The 25,310-nt window shown below is 37.2% G+C and carries 12 protein-coding genes; all 12 read left to right on the plus strand.

All coding sequences use genetic code 11. The features are described from left to right. Positions 1 to 157: 157 nt before the first annotated feature. The 12 genes from KFZ70_RS02095 (at position 158) to KFZ70_RS02150 (ending at position 25,259) form a co-directional block, all read left to right on the plus strand. Positions 158 to 3,160, plus strand: a complete 3,003-nt coding sequence (locus tag KFZ70_RS02095; RefSeq protein ID WP_139698343.1) for a TonB-dependent receptor — start codon at positions 158 to 160, stop codon at positions 3,158 to 3,160. Between the two features lie 12 nt (positions 3,161 to 3,172). Continuing rightward, a complete protein-coding gene (locus KFZ70_RS02100) occupies positions 3,173 to 4,657 on the plus strand; it encodes a RagB/SusD family nutrient uptake outer membrane protein (RefSeq protein WP_139698342.1) in 1,485 nt (494 codons plus the stop codon). Between the two features lie 12 nt (positions 4,658 to 4,669). Continuing rightward, positions 4,670 to 6,733 carry a PKD domain-containing protein gene (locus KFZ70_RS02105; protein WP_139698341.1) on the plus strand — a complete coding sequence of 688 codons (2,064 nt, stop codon included), beginning with the start codon at positions 4,670 to 4,672 and terminating at the stop codon, positions 6,731 to 6,733. Between the two features lie 12 nt (positions 6,734 to 6,745). Then, positions 6,746 to 8,401, plus strand: coding sequence for a family 16 glycosylhydrolase (locus KFZ70_RS02110; protein WP_139698340.1), 1,656 nt, complete (start codon positions 6,746 to 6,748; stop codon positions 8,399 to 8,401). A gap of 195 nt (positions 8,402 to 8,596) precedes the next feature. Beyond that, complete coding sequence (locus KFZ70_RS02115) at positions 8,597 to 12,055, plus strand: hypothetical protein (RefSeq protein WP_139698339.1); 3,459 nt, start codon at positions 8,597 to 8,599, stop codon at positions 12,053 to 12,055. 11 nt (positions 12,056 to 12,066) lie between these two features. Beyond that, positions 12,067 to 13,314 carry a glycosyl hydrolase family 17 protein gene (locus KFZ70_RS02120; RefSeq protein ID WP_233244085.1) on the plus strand — a complete coding sequence of 416 codons (1,248 nt, stop codon included), beginning with the start codon at positions 12,067 to 12,069 and terminating at the stop codon, positions 13,312 to 13,314. A 6-nt stretch (positions 13,315 to 13,320) separates the two neighbouring features. Continuing rightward, positions 13,321 to 14,328, plus strand: coding sequence for a glycoside hydrolase family 2 TIM barrel-domain containing protein (locus tag KFZ70_RS02125; protein WP_233244084.1), 1,008 nt, complete (start codon positions 13,321 to 13,323; stop codon positions 14,326 to 14,328). A 2-nt stretch (positions 14,329 to 14,330) separates the two neighbouring features. Next, positions 14,331 to 15,827: a glycoside hydrolase family 30 beta sandwich domain-containing protein gene (locus KFZ70_RS02130; RefSeq protein WP_139698337.1), complete on the plus strand. Its 1,497-nt coding sequence runs from the start codon at positions 14,331 to 14,333 to the stop codon at positions 15,825 to 15,827. Between the two features lie 37 nt (positions 15,828 to 15,864). Then, complete coding sequence (locus tag KFZ70_RS02135) at positions 15,865 to 17,316, plus strand: MFS transporter (RefSeq protein WP_139698336.1); 1,452 nt, start codon at positions 15,865 to 15,867, stop codon at positions 17,314 to 17,316. Further along, positions 17,306 to 18,256 carry a glycosyl hydrolase family 17 protein gene (locus tag KFZ70_RS02140; protein WP_139698335.1) on the plus strand — a complete coding sequence of 317 codons (951 nt, stop codon included), beginning with the start codon at positions 17,306 to 17,308 and terminating at the stop codon, positions 18,254 to 18,256. The genes KFZ70_RS02135 and KFZ70_RS02140 overlap by 11 nt, the downstream gene beginning before the upstream one ends. Positions 18,257 to 18,614: 358 nt before the next feature. Continuing rightward, positions 18,615 to 20,405, plus strand: a complete 1,791-nt coding sequence (locus KFZ70_RS02145; RefSeq protein ID WP_139698334.1) for a T9SS type A sorting domain-containing protein — start codon at positions 18,615 to 18,617, stop codon at positions 20,403 to 20,405. A 90-nt stretch (positions 20,406 to 20,495) separates the two neighbouring features. Continuing rightward, on the plus strand, positions 20,496 to 25,259 hold the full coding sequence (locus KFZ70_RS02150) for a glycosyl hydrolase (RefSeq protein ID WP_139698333.1): 4,764 nt from the start codon (positions 20,496 to 20,498) through the stop codon (positions 25,257 to 25,259). Positions 25,260 to 25,310: the final 51 nt, after the last annotated feature.

Below are 25,310 nucleotides of genomic sequence, written 5' to 3' on the forward strand. Positions count from 1 at the left end.
ACGTGTTTACTAGCCATCACACCAAAGCCCTTTATTTTATTGGTTTTTTCTTAAAAAATAATACCATTTTTTGCATTGTATGTTTTTTGTAGAGGCTGTTTTTACCAAATCAACAATTCTGTTTTATAATTTTAAACAAAACTAAAACTGACATTTTATGAAACACATGTTAATGAAAATTTTAACCTTATTCTTCATAACATACTCTAGTGCTCAAGAAATTGGCATCAAGGGAAATGTACAAGATGAGTCTGGATTTCCCATTCCAGGAGCTAATGTTCTTGTAAAGAATACAACAAAAGGTACCACCACAGACTTTGATGGTCACTTTATTTTAGATGGGGTTGAAATTGGCTCGACAATTTCAATTAGTTACATAGGATATGTAACTCAAGAAATGATTATTTCAGATAATTCTGAATTAACTATTCAATTAAAAGAAGATTTAGCCCAACTGGATGAAGTTGTGGTAATTGGTTATGGCGCACAAAAAAAGAAAGATGTAACTGGTGCCGTAGCTATTGTTGATTCCAAAACCATTGAAGATTTAAAACCAGTTGACGCGGCACAAGCTTTACAGGGTACTTCTGCTGGTGTAGCCGTTTCTGCTCCTTCTGGATCACCAGGTGGTGGCTTTAATATTCTTATTAGAGGGGTAAGCTCAAATGGTGATAATGGCCCACTTGTCATTATTGATGGTTATAAAGGTGACCTTAATACAATTAACCCAAGCGATATTGAAACCTTCTCTATTCTAAAAGATGCACAAGCCGCTATTTATGGTATTGAAGGCGCTAATGGTGTTGTTTTGGTAACTACCAAAAGTGGAAAGAAAAACGCTGCCTTAAAACTAAGCTATAACGGATTTACGGGAGTACAACAAACAACTAGAAAATTACCTTATTTAAACGCTACAGAGTATGCTTTACTATTAAATGAGAGTCATGCTGTAAACGGCGAACCTTTACCCTACCCAGACGTAAGTGGTTTAGGTGTTGGTATAAACTGGCAAGATGAGGTATTTAGAACTTCCCCAATCATGAATCATAACTTAAGTGCTTCTGGTGGTGGTGATAAAAGCACCTATTATGTTGGAGCCTCATACATAGAACAACAAGGTATTGTGGCTCCTGAAAAATCAAATTTCCGAAGAGCAAATGTAAAAATTAAGTTAGGTTTTGATATTGGCAAGAAACTTCAATTTACAACCTCAGCCAACTATTTCAATTCTAACAGGAAAAGCATTGGTGAAAATGCCTTGGGAACACCGTTATTTAATGCCCTTAATTATGCACCTACCTATGCTATAGACCAAGAAGATACTACAGGATTTTTAGGTAACGAAGTAATCAATCCTTTGTCTCAATTGGCAAACACATATAATGCTTACACAGGAAATGCTATTGAAGGCACATTTCAACTTGTTTACAAGCCTATTGAAGGCTTATCATTTACCTCGCGTATTGGTATAAGATCATATAATGACAAAGGAAAAACATTTAATCCTATTGTTGAATATGGTTCGGGAAAAGTGTTTAATAATCCAAGAAGTACTGTAAATCAATCTCGAAACACAAACAATTCATATACTTGGGAAACCTTTGGTAACTACAAAAAGACCTTTGGAGAAAACCATAACACCGAATTCACCCTAGGTACCAGTGTTATCAGAGAGTGGGGAGACGGATTAAGTGGTACCGGTTATGATGTCCCCAATAATTCATGGGATTTTGCTGATATCTCATTAGCTGATGGCCTTAATGAAACTAAAAATGCCGGTTCATTTCTATATGATAGTAGGTTATCTTCCTACTTTGGAAGAATTCAATATGACTATAAAGGAAAATACCTTATATCTGGAATGGTTCGTAGAGATGGATCTTCAGATTTTGCCCCTGATAACAGAATCGATTACTTTTCATCAGTTACAGCTGGATGGAAAATTTCAGATGAAGCCTTTTTAGAAGATTCTAAAACCATAAACTTCCTAAAACTAAGAGGTAGTTACGGTACTCTAGGTAATAATGTTGGGGCAGACTTATACAGATCGCTTCTAAATGGTGAAGCCACTTATGTTTTGGACGGAAGTATCACAAATGGTAGAGCTGGGGGTAGAATTCCTAATCCAGATGCTACTTGGGAAACAGCAAAGAAATTTGATGTTGGTTTAGACTTAAATATGTTTGACAACAAACTAACCATTGTAGCTGATTATTTTATAGAAGACAGAGCCGATTTACTCATTGAAAACTTTCCAGTTTCTGGTATATTAGGCGGTTTTGCTCCAGGAGCAGGCTTACCAACAGTTAATGCTGGTACAACCCGAAACACAGGTATAGAACTAGCTGTTGGTTATAAAAGTCAAATTTCTGAAAATGCCTCTTTCGGTATCAATTATAACGTCACTAAAATTGATGGTGAAGTACTTGAAGTTAGAGATAACATCCCTTCAAGAGGAGGTAATTTTAGTGTAGGTCAACCTCCCATTTCTATTTTAGAACCTGGTAAACCGGTTGGTTATTTCTTAGGATATAAAACAAACGGCATCTTTCAAAATGAAGCAGAAGTGCTTAATTCGGCACAAGCGGGTACAGCAGCTCCTGGTGATATACGGTTTGTTGACATGAATAATGATGGGGAAATCACAGATGCTGATAGAACCTATTTAGGAAAACCCCAAGCAGATTATATTATGGGGCTTAATTTAAGTTTTAATTACAAAAACTGGGATTTTTCAACCTACATGTATGCTGAACTTAACAAAGAAACGGTTAGAAACTATGAGCGTGACCAAACCAATGTTAACCGATTAAAACTCTATTTAAACAGATGGACGGGAGAAGGTACTAGCAATACAGTTCCAAGGGTAACAAACGGGGCTACAACCAATAGATTGTTTTCAGACTTTTTTGTTGAAGACTCTTCATTCTTACGAATTCAAAATGTTCAATTAGGATATTCTTTAGCTCCCGATGTTATTGAAAAATTGGGGATGCATAAATTTAGAATTTATGCCTTAGTAAATAACCCTTTCACCTTTACTAAATACAATGGTTATGACCCTGCAGCCACAAATGGTGCTGCTATTGGAGGAGGTATTGATTATGGTTTTTACCCGGTAGCAAGACAATTTATTATTGGCTTAAATCTTTCAATCTAAAAAAAATACAAGATGAAAAAATACATATATAACATAACAAAAGCAGTAACAACCGTACTACTTGTATTTGGAGCACATTCTTGTGGAGATGCTTACTTAGAGGAAGTACAACAATACGCTATAGATTCAGAAAACTACTTTAATTCTGAAGCTGACTATTACAGTGCCTTAGTAGGGGCCTATGATTTGTTACAGTCTACCTATTTAAATGCCATTCTTGGTGAAATAGCCTCCGACAATACACTTTGTGGTGGCGAAAGCGCAACAGATGTTATAGGATGGCAACAAATTGACGACATGATTCATACACCAGTTAATGATAATCTTAGAGATTTATGGAACTGGATGTATGCTGGGGTTAGCAGAACAAATTTTATTCTTGAATTTCAGGATAAAACAGACTTTGAAGGTCGCATAGGTCTCATTGCCGAAGCCCGTTTTTTAAGAGCCTATTATTACTTTGAATTAGTAAAATGGTTTGGCCCTGTTCCTTTAAAAGAAACACGATTTGAAATTGGCGACGAAACAATTATTCCGCGCTCACCCGTAGCAGATGTTTATGCTTTAATTGAAAAAGATTTAAAATATGCTATAGAAAATTTAACCTACACAGCACCTCAAGTAGGTAGAGCAACAAAAGGTTCTGCACAAGCCTTACTAGGTAAAGCTTATTTGTTTCAAGAAAAATTTGCTGAAGCAACATCTGTTTTAGATAACTTGATAGAAATGGGTCCATATGATTTAGTTGATGATTATGAAATGCTCTGGGAAGCTGAAGGTGAAAATAGTGTTGAATCTGTATTTGAAGTTCAATATACAGATATTGAAGGAGCTAGTTTTGATTGCTTGCAGTGTAGCGAAGGTAATGTGGCAATTGGTTTTAGCGGCATAAGAAATTATTCTGGCCCTTTATTTTCTTCCGGATTTAGTTTTAACGTGCCTACACAAGAATCTTATGATGCTTTTCCTAATGACGATTTACGTAAGGATATTGCCATTTTAGATATTGTAGCCTGGGCTGCTCAGGAAGGTGCTGAATATAAAGAAGGTTATGAACATACCGGATATTTTAACAGAAAATACATCCCAAGAAAGCGAAGTGAAGATGCCGCTGGAGATTTAAATCTTACCAACCCTGGCAACTATAGAGCTATCCGATTTGCTGATGTTCTGTTAATGGCTGCTGAAGCCTATAATAGAGGCGGCATTAATGATACGAAAGCTCAAGAATATGTTAATAGAGTAAGAAGACGCGCTTATGGGGTTGATGATAATTCAAAAGACATTGCAACTACTGGCACGAATCTTACAGCCGATATAGCTAGAGAAAGACGCTTAGAACTAATGGGCGAAGGTCATCGCTTTTTTGATCTGGTTCGTACGGGAGAAGGCACTAAAATCCCTGGGTTTACACCAAATAAGAATGAAGTTTTCCCTATTCCAATTGAAGAAATTCAGTTTGCAAATGGGAACTGGGATCAAAACGCGAATTATTAAAAAAAACAGACTATGAAAACATTTAAATATATAACCCGTTTTTGTTTCATCGTACTGCTCATGGTTATGGGTTGTGAGAATGACGAAAACATTGATTTTGTAAATAATATCGCTGCGCCGTCTAACATTGCGGCTGGTGTAAATGTTATTCCAGACAATACAGGGCTTACTCAAATCAGTCCAACCGGTAATGGTGTTGCTAGCTTTATTGTAGATTTTGGAGATGGATCTGAAGTCTCAGAATCCATTGCTCCTGGCGAACTAGTAGAACATATTTATACTGAGGGCACTTATGAAGCCACGATTACTGCAACGGGTATTAATGGCAAAACAGCCACAGGGACACAAACCGTTAATGTATCGTTCAGAGCACCTGAAAATATTATAATTAACACGGCTATAGATGGTGGAAACCCCTTTTTACTTAATGTGTCTGCCGAAGCTGATTATGCATCTTCTTTTATTGTATTTTTTGACACAAGTAACCCTGAAGAAGAAGGCACGCCTTTAGAAATTGGCGGAACTGTAAGCAACTTATACCCAGGTGTTGGTGATTATAACATCAAAGTCGTAGCGTTAAGTGGTGGTGCCGAAAGCAGCGAGTTAGAACAAGTAGTAACTATTTCTGCTCCCGTTGTTTTCCCTATTGATTTTGAAGCTTTTGATGAATCTGCTTTGATTAGTTTTGGTGGAGCCTCAAGTGCGGTGATAGATAATCCAGACACAAATGGCAACCCATCTGCAAAGGTAGCAAGAATTGTAAAAGATGCTCCAGAAGTATGGGCTGGTACCGTAATCACCATGTCTTCACCTATAGATTTTAGTTTGAAAAAAGCCATGAAAATGAAAGTTTGGTCTCCAAGAGCAGGTGTTAAACTTTTATTCAAACTTGAAAATTTAAGCGATGGCAATATTTTTATTGAAAAAGAAGCCACATTAACGGGTACTAATACTTGGGAAGAGGTAACCTTTGATTTTTCAGATATTGATGAATCTCAATCATATCAAAAAATAGTATTCTTCTTTGATTTTGGAACCGTTGGTAGCGGAGGCTCAGATTGGACATTCTACGTAGATGATATCAACCAAACTATTCCTTCAACCGGCGCAACCGGTTTACCTGGAAAATGGGTTATGGCTCCTGAAGCTGGGGCATTAGGCGTAGGACCAACTATTGGAGACATAAGCTGGTGGAACTGTGATGCAAGCTGTGTATCTGACAGAGCATGCTATTATGACGATGTTTATATATTTGGTAACGATGGTTCTTTCCAAAACGATTTGGGATCTGAAACTTGGACCGAAGGCTGGCAAGGTGGTGGCGATTCTTGTGGAACACCAGTAGCCCCGCACGACGGATCAAATTCTGCTACCTATGCATACAATGAAAGCGCAGGCACCCTAACGCTTAACGGTGTTGGAGCTTTTATAGGCTTAGCAAAGGCATATAACGGTGGTGAACTATCAAGCCCTAGTAATGCCCCTGAATCAATAACTTATAATATTGAATTTTTAGATAACGACACTATCGCTGTAAATATCGATGTTGGTGGAGCAATCTGGCAATTTAAATTGATAAGAGCTGGCGTAGTAACAACTCCTCTAACTGGAACATGGCAAATAGCTCAAGAGCCAGGTGCTTTAGGCGTTGGTCCTTCTCTTGGTGATACTAGCTGGTGGAATTGTGATGCCAGTTGCGTTCAAGATAGAGCCTGTCATTATGATGATTTATATGTCTTTGGTGCCGATGGTTCCTTTAAAAATGAACAAGGCTCAGAAACCTGGATTGAAGGTTGGCAAGGTGGCGGTGACAATTGTGGAACGCCCGTAGCTCCACATGATGGTTCCATCCCTGCAACCTATAGCTATAATGCAGCTGCAGGAACATTTACTATTAACGGAAAAGGCTCTTACATTGTTTTACCCAAAGCCGTAAATGGCTCTGAGCTTTCCAACCCAGCAGATGCTCCAGATGCTGTTGTTTATAACGTTGAATTTATAGATAGTAATACCATTTCTGTTTATATAGATGTAGGCGGCGGTGTAATTTGGCAATATAAACTGGTTAAAATTTAAAAAGGAAAGATTATGAAAAATATTAAATTAAAATATGGCATCGGTCTAGTATTGGCATTGACACTTGTTTTTACAGGATGCCAGGATGATGATGCCTCTTTCGGGGACATAAAAAGCCCAACCGATGTAACATTATCTGCTGACGTTATTTGTGAAGACTGTAATGATCCTGAAGGAGACGGAAGTGGCTTGGTTAATCTTGTGGCAACCTCTAGTGGAGCCTTAGCTTACAAATTTGATTTTGGTGACGGATTTAGCGAAACCAATCAATCAGGACGCGTAACTCATCGATTTACAAAAGTAGACGTAAATACATATACCGTTGTTGTTAATGCCGTTGGCACTGGAGGTGTACAATCTAGCACGTCTATTAATGTTACTGTAAGAAGTGACTTTGAAGATCCTGAGGCCAAAGATTTTTTAAGTGGTGGCGCAGGTAGTAGCAAAACTTGGTATTGGGCCGCTGACAAGCCTAGTAATATTGCTCTAGGAAGCAACGTAAAAAATGTTCCAAACCCTGGAGACCACACCTTCCCTACCTACTTTAATTCTGATCCTTTTCACCCAGACAAATTATGTATGTATGATGCCGAGTTAGTATTCACTCAGGATGCAGATGGAAATCTCACATTTCAGCAAACCGTTGGTCAAGCTTATATTCCTGGAACGGTAGCTGGTAGCATAGGCGTAGATGGAGATACCTGTCATGGTAAAGATATTGTTCCGTCATTAGGAGAAACTAGTAATGTAGCATTAATTCCTTCAAGCTCAGTAGCTACTGAAGATGCCAAAGATCCTGAATACAGAGGTACCACCATCTTATTGTCTGATGATGGTTTTATGAGTTGGTATTGTAAAAATAGTTTGTTCGAAATTATTACAATTACAGATAGTAAGCTATATGTAAGAGTTGTTGATGGGGTTGATCCTGGTTTAGCATGGTATTGCACGTTCCAAACTCAAAACCCTAATGAATCTGGAGGTTTTGAAGATTTAGTATGGTCTGATGAATTTGATGTTGATGGTGCACCTAACGCTGCCAACTGGACCTATGATCTTGGCTCTGGTGGTTGGGGTAATGGAGAACTTCAAACCTACACAAATAATGCTGAAAACGTGATTGTTGAAAATGGCGTTCTAAAAATAACGGCTAAAGCTGATGGTAGCGGTGGGTATACCTCTGCCAGAATTAAAACAGAAGGCCTTCAGGAATATAAGTATGGAAAAATTGAAGCCAGAGCTAAACTTCCTGCTTCACAAGGTACTTGGCCTGCCGTATGGATGTTAGGTGCTAACTTTGCTGATGTAGGTTGGCCCAACTGCGGAGAAATTGATATTATGGAGCAAACAGGTCAGGACAAAACAAAAACGTCTGGTGCGCTCCACTTTCCTGGTAACTCAGGAGGTGATGCTATTGTTGAAGAAACTACAGTTGCTAATACAGCAACAGAATTTCATGTATATACCGTGGAATGGACAGCTGAATCTATAAAAATGTCTGTAGATGGTGACTTCTTCTTCTCGTATGATAACAATGAACAGCTTCCATATAATGCAGATTTCTTTATGATTTTAAATGTGGCCATGGGTGGCTCATTAGGCGGAACGGTAGATCCTAATTTCACCGAAGACACCATGGAAATTGACTATATAAGAGTATACCAGTAAATTAATTAATAGCACTCCGTTTGGTCTAAAAAAGTTCAGACCAAACGGAGTTAATAAAAACACTAAGAGAAATACCTCTTACAAACTAAGACTTTAAACCAACAAAAGTAGTATTCGCCATTTTTGAATTCGATTCGCTTGAATCAAGCGTTGGTTTCCTTTGAGAATAGCTTTTGTAATAATACCATAAGGTAAATGAATTCAAATACTTTAACAGCAGAAAATAACAAGCTTTCAAATCAGTACGAAAGCATCAAAGGAGAATTAATCACTTTTGAAAATGAATCTTATTATAAAATCACTAATAGTGATCAAATGAGACCATTTTTCATGAGTATTGTAAGTGACTCAAATCACTGGATGTTTATATCTAGCAACGGTGGATTAACGGCTGGTAGAAAAAATGCAGAATATGCCCTATTCCCCTATTATACAGATGATAAAATTACCGAGTTAGCTGATACAACAGGAAGTAAAACCATATTTCAAATTCACACACCACACGGTATTAAAGTTTGGGAACCATTTTCAATCAGACAAATGGGCTTATACAACACTAGAAACAACCTCTACAAAAACAGCTATGGAAACAAAATAATTTTTGAAGAAATAAATGACGACTTGGGGTTAACCTTCAGATACCAATGGTGTTCTAGTAATGAATTTGGTTTTGTAAAAAAATCGACCCTCACAAATGATTCTGAAGAAAAAATTGCCATTACTGTTCTTGATGGGTTACAGAATATTTTACCAAGTAATGTATCTTCAGAGCTACAAAACAGTAGAAGTAACTTAGTTGATGCCTACAAAAAAAGTGAATTACACCCTGAAACTGGTGTTGGGGTTTATGCTTTAAGTGCTGTTATTGTTGACAAAGCTGAACCAAGCGAATCTTTAAGTACCAATATGGTATGGTCTCAAGGGTTTACCAATCCTACCCGTTTAATATCGTCTTTACAACTTGATACATTCAGACGAGGCCATTCTGTTGAAGAAGAAATAGACATCAAAGCTGAAAAAGGCGCCTATTTTATTTCTGATACCATAAATTTAACTTCAGGTGCCAATAAACAATGGTTTTTTGTAGCCAATGTAAATCAATCCATCTCAGATATTGTTCAAATAGAAGCGCTGATTAAATCTGATGCTGAGATTGTAAAAACCATAGATAAAAGTATAGATGCAGGCACGCAAAATCTTGTAAGATTAACAGGTAATGCAGACGGATTACAAGTAACGGCTGATCCCCTAACGAATAACAGACACTTTGCCAACACCCTATTCAATATCATGCGTGGCGGTATTTTTGATAACAATTATAATATTGAAAAAGAAGACTTTACAACCTATTTAGGTAAAGCCAACAAACTTGTTTTCAAAGAAAAAACAGCCATTATAAACACGCTTCCTGAGTTATTTACACTAACGCAATTAAAAAAAATAGCAGAGGCGGATACCAACCCAGATTTTAAAAGGCTTTGTTTTGAATACTTACCTTTAAAATTTAGCAGAAGACATGGCGACCCAAGTAGACCTTGGAATAAATTCTCAATTAATACCAGAAGTGAAATTGATGGCTCAAAAATATTAGACTATGAAGGCAACTGGCGCGATATCTTCCAGAACTGGGAAGCGCTTGCCCACTCGTATCCTGAGTTTATAGAGGGCATGATTCATAAGTTTTTGAATGCAACAACATTTGACGGCTACAACCCGTATCGTGTTACAAAAGATGGTTTTGATTGGGAAGTCATTGAAGAACATGACCCTTGGTCGTACATAGGTTATTGGGGTGATCACCAAATCATTTATCTGTTAAAATTCCTTGAATTTATTGAAAACTATCAACCCAATACTCTTGAAAAACGTTTTAATGAAAACATATTCGTGTATGCCAATGTTCCTTACAAAATAAAAGGATTTCAGGATATTCTAAACAACCCAAAAGACACAATTGACTTTGACTATAAACTAGATCAAAGTATTAATGAAAAGCGAAAAACACTAGGTGCAGACGGTGCATTGTTATCAGATGGTAATTCAAATATATATCGAGTTAACCTTATTGAAAAACTCTTGGCTACTGTTTTAGCCAAACTATCAAACTTCATTCCCGAAGGCGGTATTTGGTTAAACACCCAACGCCCAGAGTGGAATGATGCAAATAACGCGTTAGTTGGTAATGGTGTATCCATGGTAACACTTTATTACCTCAATAGATTTTTTAACTTTTTTGAAAACATTATTGCTAATGCTGAAACTTCAAAAGTATCCATATCACAAGAATTATTCGAGTTTTTTAATGGCATAACAACCACCCTTAAAAACCATGAAAACCTATTAACTGGTAAAATTTCAGACAAGGACAGAAAAAACATTCTTAAAGGCTTAGGAAAGGCTGGTAGTCAATACCGAGAAGTCATTTACCAGAACGGTTTTTCTAGTAAAAAGATGGATTTAGATTTTAATACCATTTCGTCCTTTATTAAAACAACAAAAAAATTCTTAGCTCATAGTATTGAAGCTAATAAACGGGATGACAATATGTATCATGCCTATAATCTAATGACCTTAAAAGCTAATAATGAGGTATCCATATCTTACCTTTCTGAAATGCTAGAAGGTCAAGTGGCTGCTCTAAGTTCAGGATACCTATCTCCTTCTGAAGCGTTAACCCTATTAGACGGCTTAAAAAACAGTACTTTATTCAGAGAAGATCAATATAGTTATATTCTTTATCCAAATAAAAATCTTCCGCGTTTTGATAAAAAGAACAATATTCCTAAAGATAAGGTTGAAACAAATGCCCTTTTAAAACAGTTGATAGCTGATGGCAATCGTCAAGTTATAGAACAAGATGTACTTGGCAATTATCACTTCAATCAAAATTTCAACAATGCTGACAGTGTAAAAAAGGCCTTAAATGATTTAGGACCAAAATATGCTGCTTTAGTATCCAATAATATCAAAGACACTTTACAGGTTTTTGAAACTATTTTTGATCATAAATCTTTTACGGGACGATCAGGCACCTTTTTTGGATATGAAGGTTTAGGTTCTATTTATTGGCATATGGTATCAAAACTTCTATTGGCCGTACAAGAAAACTGCTTGTTGGCCATAAAATCAGGAATTGACAAGCAAATCATAGGACGATTACTTGATCATTATTATGAAATCAGTGCGGGCATTGGGGTACATAAATCACCTGAATTATATGGCGCATTCCCAACAGACCCCTATTCTCATACACCCGCCACAAAAGGTGCACAACAACCAGGTATGACAGGTCAGGTAAAAGAGGACGTGTTAAGCAGATTTGGAGAACTTGGTGTTTTTGTTGAAAACGGTCTCATCACATTCATGCCAAAACTGTTACAAACCAAAGAGTTTTTATCTAAAAACTCTGTATTTCATTATACGGCTATTAATGGTCAAAAGGAAAGCATTCCATTAAACGCCGGATCACTTTGTTTTACATATTGCCAGGTTCCTGTGATTTATAGGCTGTCTGACAACAATGATATTGAAATTATTTTTAATAACGGAAGGCGCATTGTTTCAAATGAACTCTCTCTTGACTATGCAGCTTCAAAAACCATATTTGAACGTAAAGGTGATGTAAAACACATAACAGTTTCCATCAAACAGTAAGAACGAAACATATGTTAAAACTGAAAAGTTTCATATCACTTTTAATTTTTGTAATGATGCTAGGATGCAATAAAAAATCAATAACAGCAGCTGATATATTGGGTAACCCAAATTATTTGGCTATATCTTATGGTGGCTATCGCCATGACACCAGAGATATTCAACCAACTATTGCTGAGCTAAAAGATGACATGAAACTTCTCTCTGCTATGGGTATTAAGCTATTGAGAACCTATAATGTGCAGCTTCAGCAAGCTTCTAATCTTTTAAAAGCCATTAAGCAGTTAAAAGAAGAAAATAGCAACTTTGAAATGTATGTTATGTTAGGGGCTTGGATAGATTGCCAAAATGCATGGACAGATAAAACACCTAATCATGATATAGAAAGTGAACAGAATGCAGGTGAAATAGCAAGAGCAGTAGCTTTAGCAAAACAATACCCAGACATTGTAAAAATAATCGCTGTTGGTAATGAAGCGATGGTACACTGGGCAACAAATTATTTTGTTCAACCCAAAGTGATTCTAAAATGGGTGAATCATTTACAAGATTTAAAAAACCAAGGTGATTTACCAAAGGATTTATGGATTACCTCTTCTGATGATTTTTCTTCATGGGGCGGTGGCGATCCGACCTATCATACGCCAGATTTAGAAAAGTTAATAAAAGCAGTTGACTACATTTCCATGCATACCTACCCTATGCATAACACATACTACAACCCAGAATTTTGGTTGATTCCAAACGGTAAAGAGCATACCCCAAAAGAAGAGCAAGTAAAAGCTGCCATGTATAGAGCTTTAGAGTTCGCTAAAATGCAATATGATAGTGTGTTTAATTATGTAAAAAGTCTTGGCATTAATAAACCCATTCACATTGGTGAAACTGGTTGGGCCACCACTTCAAACGGGCATTATGGCAAAAACCTATCAAGAGCTGCTGATGAATACAAGTCGGGTTTATATTATAAACTCATGAGAGAATGGACGAACACTTCAGGTATTTCTTGCTTCTATTTTGAAGCTTTTGATGAACCTTGGAAAGATGCCAAAAACCCCAATGGGTCTGAAAACCACTTTGGGCTCATCAACCTTAATGGACAAGCCAAGTATGCTATTTGGGATTTAGTTGATAAAGGGATATTTAACGGACTGACTAGAGATGGACAACCCATTACAAAAACATATAATGGTCGTTTTAATGACTTGATAAAAACAGTTGAAGCGCCGCCCAAGGTGAGTGAAATGTGGACACATTAAAAAAGTATGAATACACTTAAATACATATCAATTTGTCTTTTATCAATGCTAGTCTTAGCCTGTAGCAAGCAAACTCCGTTGGTAAAAGTTTCAGGGAACCATCTGTTAGTTGATAATACGCCTTACCTCATAAAAGGCATTTGTTATCACCCTGTTCCAATAGGAAGTAGCACACGGAATTTTGATAATTTAAATCAGGATATAGCGCTCATGAAAGAAGCCGGTGTAAACACTATAAGAGTATATGCCCCTATTGATGATATAGCTGTTTTAAACGCCCTTAACGATGCTGCAATAAAAGTTATTATCGGGTTTGGTTATGACCAGAATGGGTTTTATGATATTGTGTCTGGCTCATATCTCAATTATATAAAAAAGTACAGCAACCATCCTGCTATTTTAATGTGGGAACTGGGTAATGAATACAACTACCACCCCGAATGGTTTGAAGGAGATTTATCAAATTGGTATAAGGCACTTGATAAAGCAGCTATTCAAATTCACAATACAGACTCTAATCATCCTGTGGCTACGGCACATGGTGAGCTTCCAGATAATACCGTTTTAGCATTCTGCCCTAATATTGATGTTTGGGGTATGAATGTGTATCGTTGGGATAATCCAGAAACTATCTTTAAACAATGGAAAGCAATGAGCAACAAACCCATGTATTTATCGGAAGCTGGAGCAGATAGTTATATGACTATTACCGCCGAAGGTTTTAATCAAGGTAGCAATGAGCAAGCTCAAGCACAGGCCAATGAAAAAATTCTAAAAGAAATATTTAAGAATCTTGATGTTTGTTCGGGTGTTACTATGTTTTCGTTCACTGATGGTTGGTGGAAAGCGGGAAACCCTGATAAACAAGATATCGGAGGTTGGGCTCCAAACAGTTCAGGGGTTCCTTATGATGGATCACCAAATGAAGAATTTTGGGGTATGGTTGATATCAACAGAAATAAAAAAATGGCCTTCACTGTTCTTAAAAACATATATACTAAAGAAAATCATTAAACATGAAGCATCTTAAAAACATAGCAATGGTCTTGTGCATGACACTCGTACTCAATAGTTGTAAACATGAAAAACAAGAATTAAAAATGGAGGTGTTTGAAACTTCTGAGAGTGGTAATAGACTAAAGCAACTGACTAGTTTTCAACCAGCCAAAAACAAAGCAACCATAGAATTATTCCCAGAAATCACATTTCAAAAGATTACTGGGTTTGGAGCTGCTTTTACTGAGTCATCTGCTCATCTATTAAATCAATTAAGCAAAGCCAACAGAGACACCATACTTCAGGCATATTTCTCAAGAGAAGGCGCGAACTATTCGTTAACACGAACACACATGAACTCCTGTGACTTTAGCCTAACAAATTATTCATATGCCCCCGTTGAAGACGATTTTTCCTTGAAACATTTCAGCATTGAGGAAGACATGGATGATCTTATCCCCATGATAAAAGAAGCCATGACTATTTCAAAAGACGGATTTAAAATTTTTGGTTCTCCATGGACAGCGCCACCATGGATGAAAGACAACAACCATTGGGTTGGCGGTAAACTATTACCTAAATACTATGACACCTGGGCCTTATTTTTCTCAAAATACATAGACGCTTATAAAAAAGAAGGTATAGACATTTGGGGGTTTACTGTTGAAAATGAACCCCATGGCAACGGAAACAACTGGGAAAGCATGCATTTTACGCCAAAAGAAATGACTGACTTTGTAGAATTTCATTTGGGTCCCAAACTGGAAGCTGATGGTTATGGTGACAAAATTATTTTAGGTTACGATCAAAATCGAGCCGGGTTAAAAGAATGGGTTGATGAAATGTACCGCAGCCCCTCCTCTTCAAAATATTTTGATGGTACGGCCATTCACTGGTATGAAAGTACCTATGAGGTTTTTCCAGAAGACTTGCAGTATGCTCATAATAGAGCCCCAAGCAAATATTTAATAGAAACCGAAGGCTGTATTGATGCCGAAGTTCCAGTATGGAAAGATGATGCTTGGTACTGGAAAAAAGAAGCCACAGACTGGGGTTATGATTATGCTGAAGAAAAAGACAAACACCTACACCCAAAATATGCTCCAGTAAACAGATATGCCAGAGATATTATTGGATGCCTTAACAATTGGGTTGATGGTTGGGTAGACTGGAATATGGTTTTAAACCGCCAAGGTGGCCCCAATTGGTTTGAAAACTGGTGCATTGCCCCTGTTATTGTTGACCCTGATAAAGATGAGATTTACTTTACACCATTGTATGATATCATGGTTCATTTTAGCCGATATATTAGACCCGAAGCTAAAGTAATTAAAGTAGAAAACACTGATAAGGAGTTAATGATAACCGCAGCTAAAAACCCTGATGGTTCCATTGCTGTAGTCATTTTTAATGAGGGTATGACCAATAAAAGTTTCACTATAAAATTATTTAATCAATCAAAAGATATTCAAATAAGCAAACAAGCTATTCAAACCATTGTAATTCCCAAAACATAAACGTTTTGAACCTATAAACAAACTAAACACTAAAACCATGTCAAAATCCACATCCAAACCACAAGTTCCTTTAGGACAAAAAATAGCCTTTGGTATAGGTATGTTAGCCAATCAAATGTTTCCTGCCATTTTAGGAATATTCATGGTTGTATTGGTTCAAGACCTAGGTTTTCCTGGGTGGATGTGGGGTGTTCTGTTTTTTATTCCCCGTGTTTTTGACTCTATCACAGACCCTATCATGGGATTTATTTCAGACAACACAAAATCACGTTGGGGACGCAGAAGACAATACGTGTTTATTGGTTCCATAATTATGGGGATTTCGTTCGTAATTATGTGGCAGCTCTATCGTGAAGATGGTATAGATTACAACTTTTGGTATTTTTTATTGTGGTCTTTTGCTTTCTACTTGGGCTTAACCATTTTTAGTGTACCATATGTCGCCATGGGTTATGAAATGAGTACTGATTTTCATGAGCGCACAAATATTATGGCCGTAGCGCAATGGATAGGTCAATGGGCATGGGTCATCGCTCCGTGGTTTTGGGTTATTATGTATGACAAAGGTTGGTTTGAATCGGCCGATGTGGCCACTCGAGAACTGGCCATTTGGGTAGGTATTGTTTGCATGCTCTTTGCAATGGTTCCCGCTATTTTTATAAAAAGTAAATCCACATTGAATGAAGAAAGTTATTCTCCACTTAATTTAAAAAACATTGGAGGTAGCTTAAAAGAAATCCTTGTTGGTTTCAAAGAAGCTTTTAATTCTGTACCCTTTAGAAAATTATGCATTGCCACTTTTTTGATATTTAATGCCTTTAATACCATAGCAAGCTTTTCTTTTTTTATAGTGGTTTATTACCTTTTTAATGGTGATGCTGGAGCCGCAGGAGTTTGGCCTACCTTGTTTGGCAGCATTGGAGCTCTAGTAACCACTTTTTTAGTTATTCCTGTAGTTGCCAAAATGTCTAAAGTCATGGGTAAAAAAAGAGCGTTCATAGCCTCGCAAGGTATTTCTATTTTAGGTTATATTCTATTATGGTTTCTCTTTGTCCCTGGAAAACCATATATGTTCATTTTTGCTTTACCCTTCTTTTCTTTTGGTATTGGTAGCTTATTCACTTTGATGATGTCAATGACCGCCGATGTTATTGACCTCGACGAATTAAACACTGGACAGCGGCGAGAAGGGATTTTTGGCGCCATCTATTGGTGGATGGTTAAGTTTGGTTTAGCTATAGCTGGTTTGTTAAGTGGTGCTATTATGACTCTTGTTGGATTTGTTCCAGCCGCTGAATCACAACCCGAAAATGCCATAACAGGTTTACGCATATTTTATTCTGGCCTACCTATTTTAGGAACCTTACTTGCTATGTATGTTATGCGAAATTATGATATCACCGAGAAACGCGCTAATGAAATTAGAGCCGAACTTGAAAGTAGAAAAAAGCATTTAGAATCAGATAATAAACCAAGCTATGTCGAGTAAAAGAAATCATAAAATTATGTCGTTATCTGGCGGCAATCTCAATAACAAAACAACAAAAGGTCTTCAATATCTTTTTGAAAAGACACTAAAACAAGGTATGCACGGGTTATGCTTTAGCCCTTATGAAGAAGGTCAAAAACCAGGCACACATATTTCAGAAGAGCAAATTAGGAGACGTCTTGAATTGATTCGTCCATATACAACATGGATTCGTTCGTTTTCTTGTACAGAAGGGAATGAACTTATTCCTAAAATAGCTAAAGAGTATGGCTTAAAAACTTTAGTTGGTGCTTGGTTAGGAAAGGATTCGCAAATTAACAAAAAAGAAATAGACGGTTTAATAAGATTAGCCAAAGCGGGTTATGTAGATATTGCCGCTGTGGGCAATGAAGTCCTTTATAGAGGTGATTTAAGTGAAACTGAATTACTTGTTTTCATGGAAAAAGTTAAACATGCACTTCCAAACACTCCAATGGGTTATGTAGATGCCTATTATGAGTTTACAGATCGACCAAACATAACCAAAGCCTGTGATGTTATTTTAGCCAATTGCTATCCGTATTGGGAAGGCTGTAATTTAGAATATTCCTTAATATATATGAAAGATATGTATAGGCAAGCTCTAAAAGCGGCTAAAGGTAAAAGAGTAATTATTACAGAAACAGGCTGGCCCAGTGAAGGCACAGGACTTTATGGCGCCATACCCTCTTATGAAAGCGCCATAAAATATTTCATTAACGCGCAAAATTGGTCGAAAGCAGATAATATTGAGATGTTCTATTTTTCCTCGTTTGATGAATCCTGGAAGGTTGGTGCTGAAGGAGATGTTGGTGCATTTTGGGGTCTTTGGGATAAGAATGAAAAATTAAAATTCTCCCTTAATTCTATAAAAAAAATTTCAAGACGTCTCATTAATTTTATTTCTATAGACCCTCAATAGTAAAAACGCATAAAAAACAAGTCACCATACACCTTGAGTTTTTCGCTCAAGGTTTTTTTTATATTCTATCAAAGCACGCCATAATAACAGATAAAATTAAAAACACTAATACTACAACCTAACTCAATCTGTTGCTGCCCTATTTTATACCACAACATTACCACAACACTTAGCAAAAACACCTCGTTAACTATCAGATGCAACTCGCTAAAACCTCTTTTTTTTTGCGACTTACGCAATAAATCATTGTTTTTTTTGAAATGTATGTTTTTTGTATTGGACAAAAATAGCAATACCACAATACGCATCATCTAACTTTACAACAACTAAATAATTAAATAATTCTAAATAAAACATTATGAAAAAAATTACCTTTTTATTGATTTTAGCGATAACCTCGCTATCATTTTCTCAAAATATTCCGGTTGATTTTGAAAGTAACATTACTATTGGTGATAATTGGAAGGCCGATAGTGGTCTGGCTTCTGTTGCTGTAGTAGATGATCCTGCTGCCTCTGGAAAAGGCAAGGTGGGACAAATAAATGCCTCTGATGCCGGACAACCTTGGCAAAATGCTCAATTAAGAATGACCACAAACTACATTGACTTAACCGATGCAACAGGTAGTAGTTCTATCACCTTTGATTATTATAGCACTGTTGCTGGTGGTGGACTTTTAAAGTTAGAACAGTCACTCAATGGTGGTGGCAATGTTGAACGTGCTTTTACCACCTCAGGGACGGGATGGGAATCTATTACAGTAGATTTAGACAACCCAGATGTAGGAGATCCTGTTAATGACCAATACAAACTTCTCGTTTTCTTTCCTGGTATAGGTAACGGAAATGGAGCAACCAATGAGGTTACTTATGTAGATAATATTTCTGGTGTTGTAGGAAATCCTATTGCTCCAACAGAAACTACTAGTGTTACTGTTGATTTTGAACCTGGAGGATTAGGTCAAGATTGGTCATGGACCCCAACAGAAGTTGCACCTTCATTTACTTTAAAAACGAACCCTAACCCAAGTGGCATTAATACATCTGATAATGTTATAGAATTTATCGCTAGAACCACAGATAATAACTGGGCCTTAGCATTCACAGATGATATAGGTCAGTTTACTTTTGATGAAACAAATGCTATTGTTAAGATTATGGTTCACAAACCTAATACAAGTAAAATAGCCATAAAATTTGAAGGATTAAGTCCTGCCCATGAGATTCAAATTGCCAATACCACTACCAATCAATGGGAGGAAGTAATCTTTGATTTTTCAGGGCAAATTGGAAATACTTACAGCAGAATTGTAATTATTCCAGATTTTATTGAGCCTTATGTTAATGGAAAAGACCGACCTGAAGATCATACCCTTTATTTTGACAACATAGTGGTACCTGAAGGAACCATAGTAAATTTACCAGAACCAACAGTAGTTGCTCAAACACCCTCTCATGATGAAACGGCCAATCAAGTCATTTCTATTTTTAGTGATGCCTATGCAAATGTTCCAGATAGTAACTACAATCCAGCTTGGGGTCAATCAACATCTGCAACTATTGAAATGGTAAGTGGTGAAGAGGTTTTAAAATATGCTAGCCTGAATTATCAAGGTACGGAATATACCAAACAAAATGTTTCTGGCCTTACACACTTGCATGTTGATTATTGGACAGCAAACTCAACAAGCTTAGAATTTTTCTTGGTGACTAATAATGGGGCTGCAGCCGAATTTGGATATCCATTACCAATTACAACTACAGAATCTTGGTTAGGCGTAGATATTCCTCTTTCTGCTTTCCAAGGCGTAGACTTGGCTCACGCGGTAGCCTTTAAAGTAGTAGGTAACGGAACCGTATGGTTTGATAATTTCTACTTCTACAATGAAGTTAGTTTAAGTACTAGCACCTTTACAAAGGATGTCTTAAAAGTGTATCCTAATCCATCTAAAAATGTTTGGACCATTAAAGCTAAAGATTTAAACATCACTTCTGTTTCACTGGTAAATATTTTAGGAAAAACAGTTTTAACAAAAACACCAAACTCAGGAGAAATTAGCATCGATGCCTCCTCTTTGAATACAGGATTATACTTTGCAAATATTATAACAAGTCAGGGGTCTCAAACCATTAAACTTGTTAAGGAGTAATATTCTAAACCATATTACTTACAAAAAAATAAACTTAAGCGAATGCATTAGTAATTTTTTAATGTATTCGCTTTCTTAATATTCTTAAAAATGAAAATAGCATCTCGATCCAAACAACTTCTTTTTCTTAGTTTACTATGCCTTTCTTTTACCATTGGTGCCCAAGTTACTGTAGGCAATGGAAGTTATACTACTAATTTTCCAGGTACGGATGCCGCTGGTAGAAATGGGTATCCCTCAGGAACACCTCAATTATCAGGAAACGCCATAGGCAAACCTGTTCCAACAAATGACTGGTGGTCTAAATTAGTAAAAGATAATCATGCCGATAATTTATTCAACTATCCCATGACCATGAAAACCACTAATACTGGATTAGTGGTTACCTATATTCCTTTTGGTGTAATTGGAGACTCCGCCCCTATTAAAGTTGGACTATCTGGACTAAATGCTTTGCAAGCAACAGTTTCAGATTATTCAGATTGGACCGTTACTATGAATTGGAATGACGGTTCACATGATTTAAAGGCTACTTCGGGAATTGGTATGCCTTTTCTATATTTTGAAAAAGAATCGGACGATGTGCTAGAAATTCAAATTAACGGTGGTTCGATAACCGTTTCTTCTGAAATGCTCATCATTGAAAACGCCAGTGGTAATGCTGATTTTGTGTTTTATGCCCCATCAGGAAGCACGTGGACCAATACTGGAAACACCTACACCTCTACCCTAAACGGAAAAGATTATTGGTCTATGGCCATGCTACCACAAGATAATAGCAATGCAGCCACCGTAGCCCAAGAATATAAAAAATATGCTTATGTATTTCCTACCAATACTACAACCAGTTGGTCTTACAATGAAAATACAGGTGTGGTACAAACCAATTTTTCAGTAACCACAGAAACAAAAGAAGGGGTTGAAACGAATATTTTACAAGGACTTTTACCTCATCAATGGGCTAATTTATCGGCCATTTCAGCCACTCCAAATGGCTACAGTTACAACGGTATAAGAGGCGAGATAAAAACGCTTGATGGTAACGGTTTCATCGTTGAAAACGTTTTTCGCGGTATTCTGCCTACCATGCCTTATTTAGCAAATTATAGTGCAGGGTTTAATCCTTCTGATTTAGATGCTAAAATTGCTCAAATTGAAAATGATGGGTTAGCCACCTGGACAGATTCTTATAACGAGGGGCAAGTAATGAATCGATTGATTCAATCGGCTAGAATTGCCGATCAAACCGGAAACATTGAGGCTCGAGATAAAATGATAGCTACCGTAAAAGAACGTTTAGAAGACTGGCTAAGCTATCAATCTGGAGAAAAAGCCTTTTTGTTTTATTATAACAATGATTGGTCTGCTATGTTAGGTTATCCTGCTGGTCATGGGCAAGACACCAATATAAACGATCACCATTTTCACTGGGGTTACTTTATACATGCGGCTGCTTTTCTAGAACAATTTGAACCTGGGTGGGCTAACAACTGGGGAGAAATGATTAATCTTTTAGTTAGAGATGCTGCCTCTGACAGTAGAAACGATGCACAGTTCCCTTTCTTAAGAAACTTTAGCCCGTATGCTGGCCATTGCTGGGCAAATGGTTTTGCTTCCTTTCCACAAGGTAACGATCAAGAATCGACTTCTGAAAGTATGCAATTCAATTCCTCGCTAATCCACTGGGGTACTATTACAGGAAATGACGCTATTAGAGATTTAGGAATTTATTTATACACTACCGAGCAAACAGCTATTGAAGAGTATTGGTTTGATATGTATGAACGTAATTTTCAACCTTCACAACAATACAGCCTAGTGTCTCGTGTTTGGGGGAATTCTTATGATAATGGAACATTTTGGACCAGTGATATTACAGCATCTTATGGTATTGAATTATACCCCATGCATGGTGGTTCTTTATACTTAGGTCAAAACAAAGCTTATGTTCAAAAAATTTGGGATGAGTTAAAAACATACACTGAAATATTGAGCACCTCAAGTACCAATCCTAACCTTTGGCATGATACCATCTGGAAATATTTAACTTTTATTGATCCTCAAACAGCTATTGACCTGTACAACGCATACCCAGATAGAATTATGAAATTCGGTGTATCTGATGTTCAAACCTATCATTGGTTACATGCCATGAACGCCATGGGAACCCTTGACGCAACATTAACCGCTGATTACCCTATTGCCGCGGTTTTTAGTAAAGATGGCGACAAGACCTATGTAGCGCATAACTATTCCAGTGCTCCCATTACGGTTACCTTTTCTGATGGTTTTAAACTAGATGTACCAGCATATCAAATGGCAACCAACAAAGACGCTAGTGTTTCAGGAATCATGTCGTCAGACTTCAACCTGGCCTTTCCTAATGGCAGTGTTAATTTAACTGTACAAACATCGGGAACTGGAATTACAAAAGTTGAATTTTTTGATGGAACGAATCTCTTAGGCGAAATTCAAAATAGTCCATATGAAATGAAAGCTTCAAATCTTACCCTTGGTAATCACGGTATGTATGCCAAAGTGTATGACGGATCTAAATTTAATATCACAAATATTATTACTATTCAAGTTGGAGATCAAGTTCCTTATTCGGGAACGGCTATAGAAATCCCAGGAACTATTGAAGCTGGGCACTATGACAAATTTGAAGGTGGTGTTGGTCAGGGTATTTCTTATGTAGATGTGTCTCAAAACAACGAAGGTGATTTCAGACCAGAAGAATATGTAGATGCCGCTACGGACACTTCCGAAGGTGCAATTATTGGATGGATTGCATCGGGCGAATGGGTAGAATACACTATTGACGTGCAAACTGCTGGAAACTATAACTTGGATTTTAGATATGCCTCAGGTAACAGTGCTGGCGGTGGACCATTTTATCTTGAAATAGACGGAGATAAAATCAGTCCAGACATTTCTGTTCCCTCTACAAGCACCTCCAATTGGTCTACCTGGGCCACCAAAACCGTTAATAATATAGAACTAAACAAAGGAAAACATGCATTAAGATTAGCCTTCACAAATGGTGAATTTAACTTAGGAAAATTAACCTTTAGCTATTCTAGTCCGTTAGCTTATAATCCACCTGTAGCCCATGCTGGAGATAACGTATCTGTTATTTTGCCCGCAACAACAGCAACTTTAGATGGTTCTCAAAGTACCGATGCAGATACTCCTGTTTTGAATTATGCTTGGGAACAAATTTACGGACCATCGGCTATAAACTTCTCTAGCTCTACTGTTGTGTCTCCTAATATTTCTAATTTAGAAGAAGGTATTTACAAGCTCAAGCTTACGGTTGATGATGGTTCACATACATCGAGTAGCACCGTTTTAGTCATGGTTACGCAAACGGGAAATACCACTCCAACGGTGTCGTTAACAAGTCCGGCCAATAACTCCTCATTTAAAGAAGGAGATGACATAGCAATTTCGGCTACAGCCAGTGACCTTGACGGTACTGTATCGTTAGTTGAGTTCTATGATGGCATAACAAAAATTGGTGAAGATAGTACTGCTCCATTTAATTTCGTTTGGAGTAATGCAAGCCTTGGCAATCACCAACTTTCTGCTAAGGCCATTGATGATGCTGGAGGCCAAGGCACATCACAAACGGTAAATATATCGATTGATGAAGTAAAACGCTGCGAACAAACAGGAACCGGAGCCCTTCAAGGATCTTTCTCCATTGGTTATAAAAGTACTTTTGAAACCATTGGTACAGATGTTATCGTCACTTTTGAGCTACTTGATAATGATAAGTTCTCTGGAAATGCTTACCTCTGGCAGCAATCGCCTTTTGCGGAGTCAGGCATGGACTTTGTTGAAACCAATAAATTCACCAAAACTCTAAGTGGATTAACTAATGGACAAACCATTAGCTATGCCTGTAAATTTGAATTCACAGGAGGCTTAGCCGTTACAGAATATGTAGACTATGTAGTTGGTTCAGATTGTTCAGGTGATAATGACACAGAAGCTCCGACAAATTTTACAGCTTCAATTGGTACTGTAACCTCAAACTCAGTTGAGCTGCTATTAAACGCAACAGACAATTCTGGTACGGTAGTTTATAATGTTTCTTTTGACACAGGATCTGATGGCTTAACTGGTGAATCTGGCGTTCAAAAAGCTTTAGTAATAGCCGCCTTACAACCTGAAACCTCTTATACGTTTTCTATTTCGGCTTCTGACTTAGCTGGAAATGAAGCCACCAACAATCCTATTATCCTTCAAGCCACTACTTTAACCAGCGCTAATACCGCTTGCTCTGGAATAAGTGCTGATGCCCAGCAAGGTTCTTTTGATATTGGTTACAATTATAACTTTGAAACTTCGGGTACAGATGTCACGTTTACCTTTGAATTATTAGATAATAAAGACGGTGTTATTGCCTATTTATGGAAAGAATCACCCTTTGGTGAAACCCCAATGAGTGCGGTTTCTGGTGAACCTAAAACATTTACAACCACCATTTCTGGACAAACACCAGGAGCAACCATTAGTTATGCTTGTAAATTTGCATTTGCAGGCGGTTTAGCCGTAACTAAATATTTTTCTTATAAAGTTGGTGACAACTGTACTTTGGGTCTTGATAAACCAAAATTAGAAGATTTCAAGGTGTATCCTAATCCAAGTTTTAGTATGTGGACTATCAACAGTTCAACAAACATAACATCCATTCAAGTTTATAACGCTTTGGGAAAACAAGTGCTAAGTTTAAACGCCGATAACAGCATCACAAATATTGATGGTACACCACTCCCTTCTGGTTTGTATTTCGCTCAGGTAAGTACAGAAGCAGGCAGTACAACCATTAAATTGATTAAAAAATAGTTTTTTAGTTTAGTAGTTAGAAGAAAGTCTATCAGGTATACGCTTGGTAGG

The sequence above is a fragment of the Allotamlana fucoidanivorans genome (assembly GCF_045788535.1).
GTDB lineage: Bacteria > Bacteroidota > Bacteroidia > Flavobacteriales > Flavobacteriaceae > Allotamlana > Allotamlana fucoidanivorans.

What these genes read in the sequence shown, in the direction of transcription:
- KFZ70_RS02100 (WP_139698342.1), top strand. Translation starts at nt 3,173, where the DNA reads ATGAAAAAATACATATATAACATAACAAAAGCAGTAACAACCGTACTA.
- KFZ70_RS02105 (WP_139698341.1), top strand. Translation starts at nt 4,670, where the DNA reads ATGAAAACATTTAAATATATAACCCGTTTTTGTTTCATCGTACTGCTC.
- KFZ70_RS02125 (WP_233244084.1), top strand. Translation starts at nt 13,321, where the DNA reads ATGAATACACTTAAATACATATCAATTTGTCTTTTATCAATGCTAGTC.
- KFZ70_RS02140 (WP_139698335.1), top strand. Translation starts at nt 17,306, where the DNA reads ATGTCGAGTAAAAGAAATCATAAAATTATGTCGTTATCTGGCGGCAAT.
- KFZ70_RS02115 (WP_139698339.1), top strand. Translation starts at nt 8,597, where the DNA reads ATGAATTCAAATACTTTAACAGCAGAAAATAACAAGCTTTCAAATCAG.
- KFZ70_RS02120 (WP_233244085.1), top strand. Translation starts at nt 12,067, where the DNA reads ATGTTAAAACTGAAAAGTTTCATATCACTTTTAATTTTTGTAATGATG.
- KFZ70_RS02135 (WP_139698336.1), top strand. Translation starts at nt 15,865, where the DNA reads ATGTCAAAATCCACATCCAAACCACAAGTTCCTTTAGGACAAAAAATA.
- KFZ70_RS02110 (WP_139698340.1), top strand. Translation starts at nt 6,746, where the DNA reads ATGAAAAATATTAAATTAAAATATGGCATCGGTCTAGTATTGGCATTG.
- KFZ70_RS02130 (WP_139698337.1), top strand. Translation starts at nt 14,331, where the DNA reads ATGAAGCATCTTAAAAACATAGCAATGGTCTTGTGCATGACACTCGTA.
- KFZ70_RS02145 (WP_139698334.1), top strand. Translation starts at nt 18,615, where the DNA reads ATGAAAAAAATTACCTTTTTATTGATTTTAGCGATAACCTCGCTATCA.
- KFZ70_RS02095 (WP_139698343.1), top strand. Translation starts at nt 158, where the DNA reads ATGAAACACATGTTAATGAAAATTTTAACCTTATTCTTCATAACATAC.
- KFZ70_RS02150 (WP_139698333.1), top strand. Translation starts at nt 20,496, where the DNA reads ATGAAAATAGCATCTCGATCCAAACAACTTCTTTTTCTTAGTTTACTA.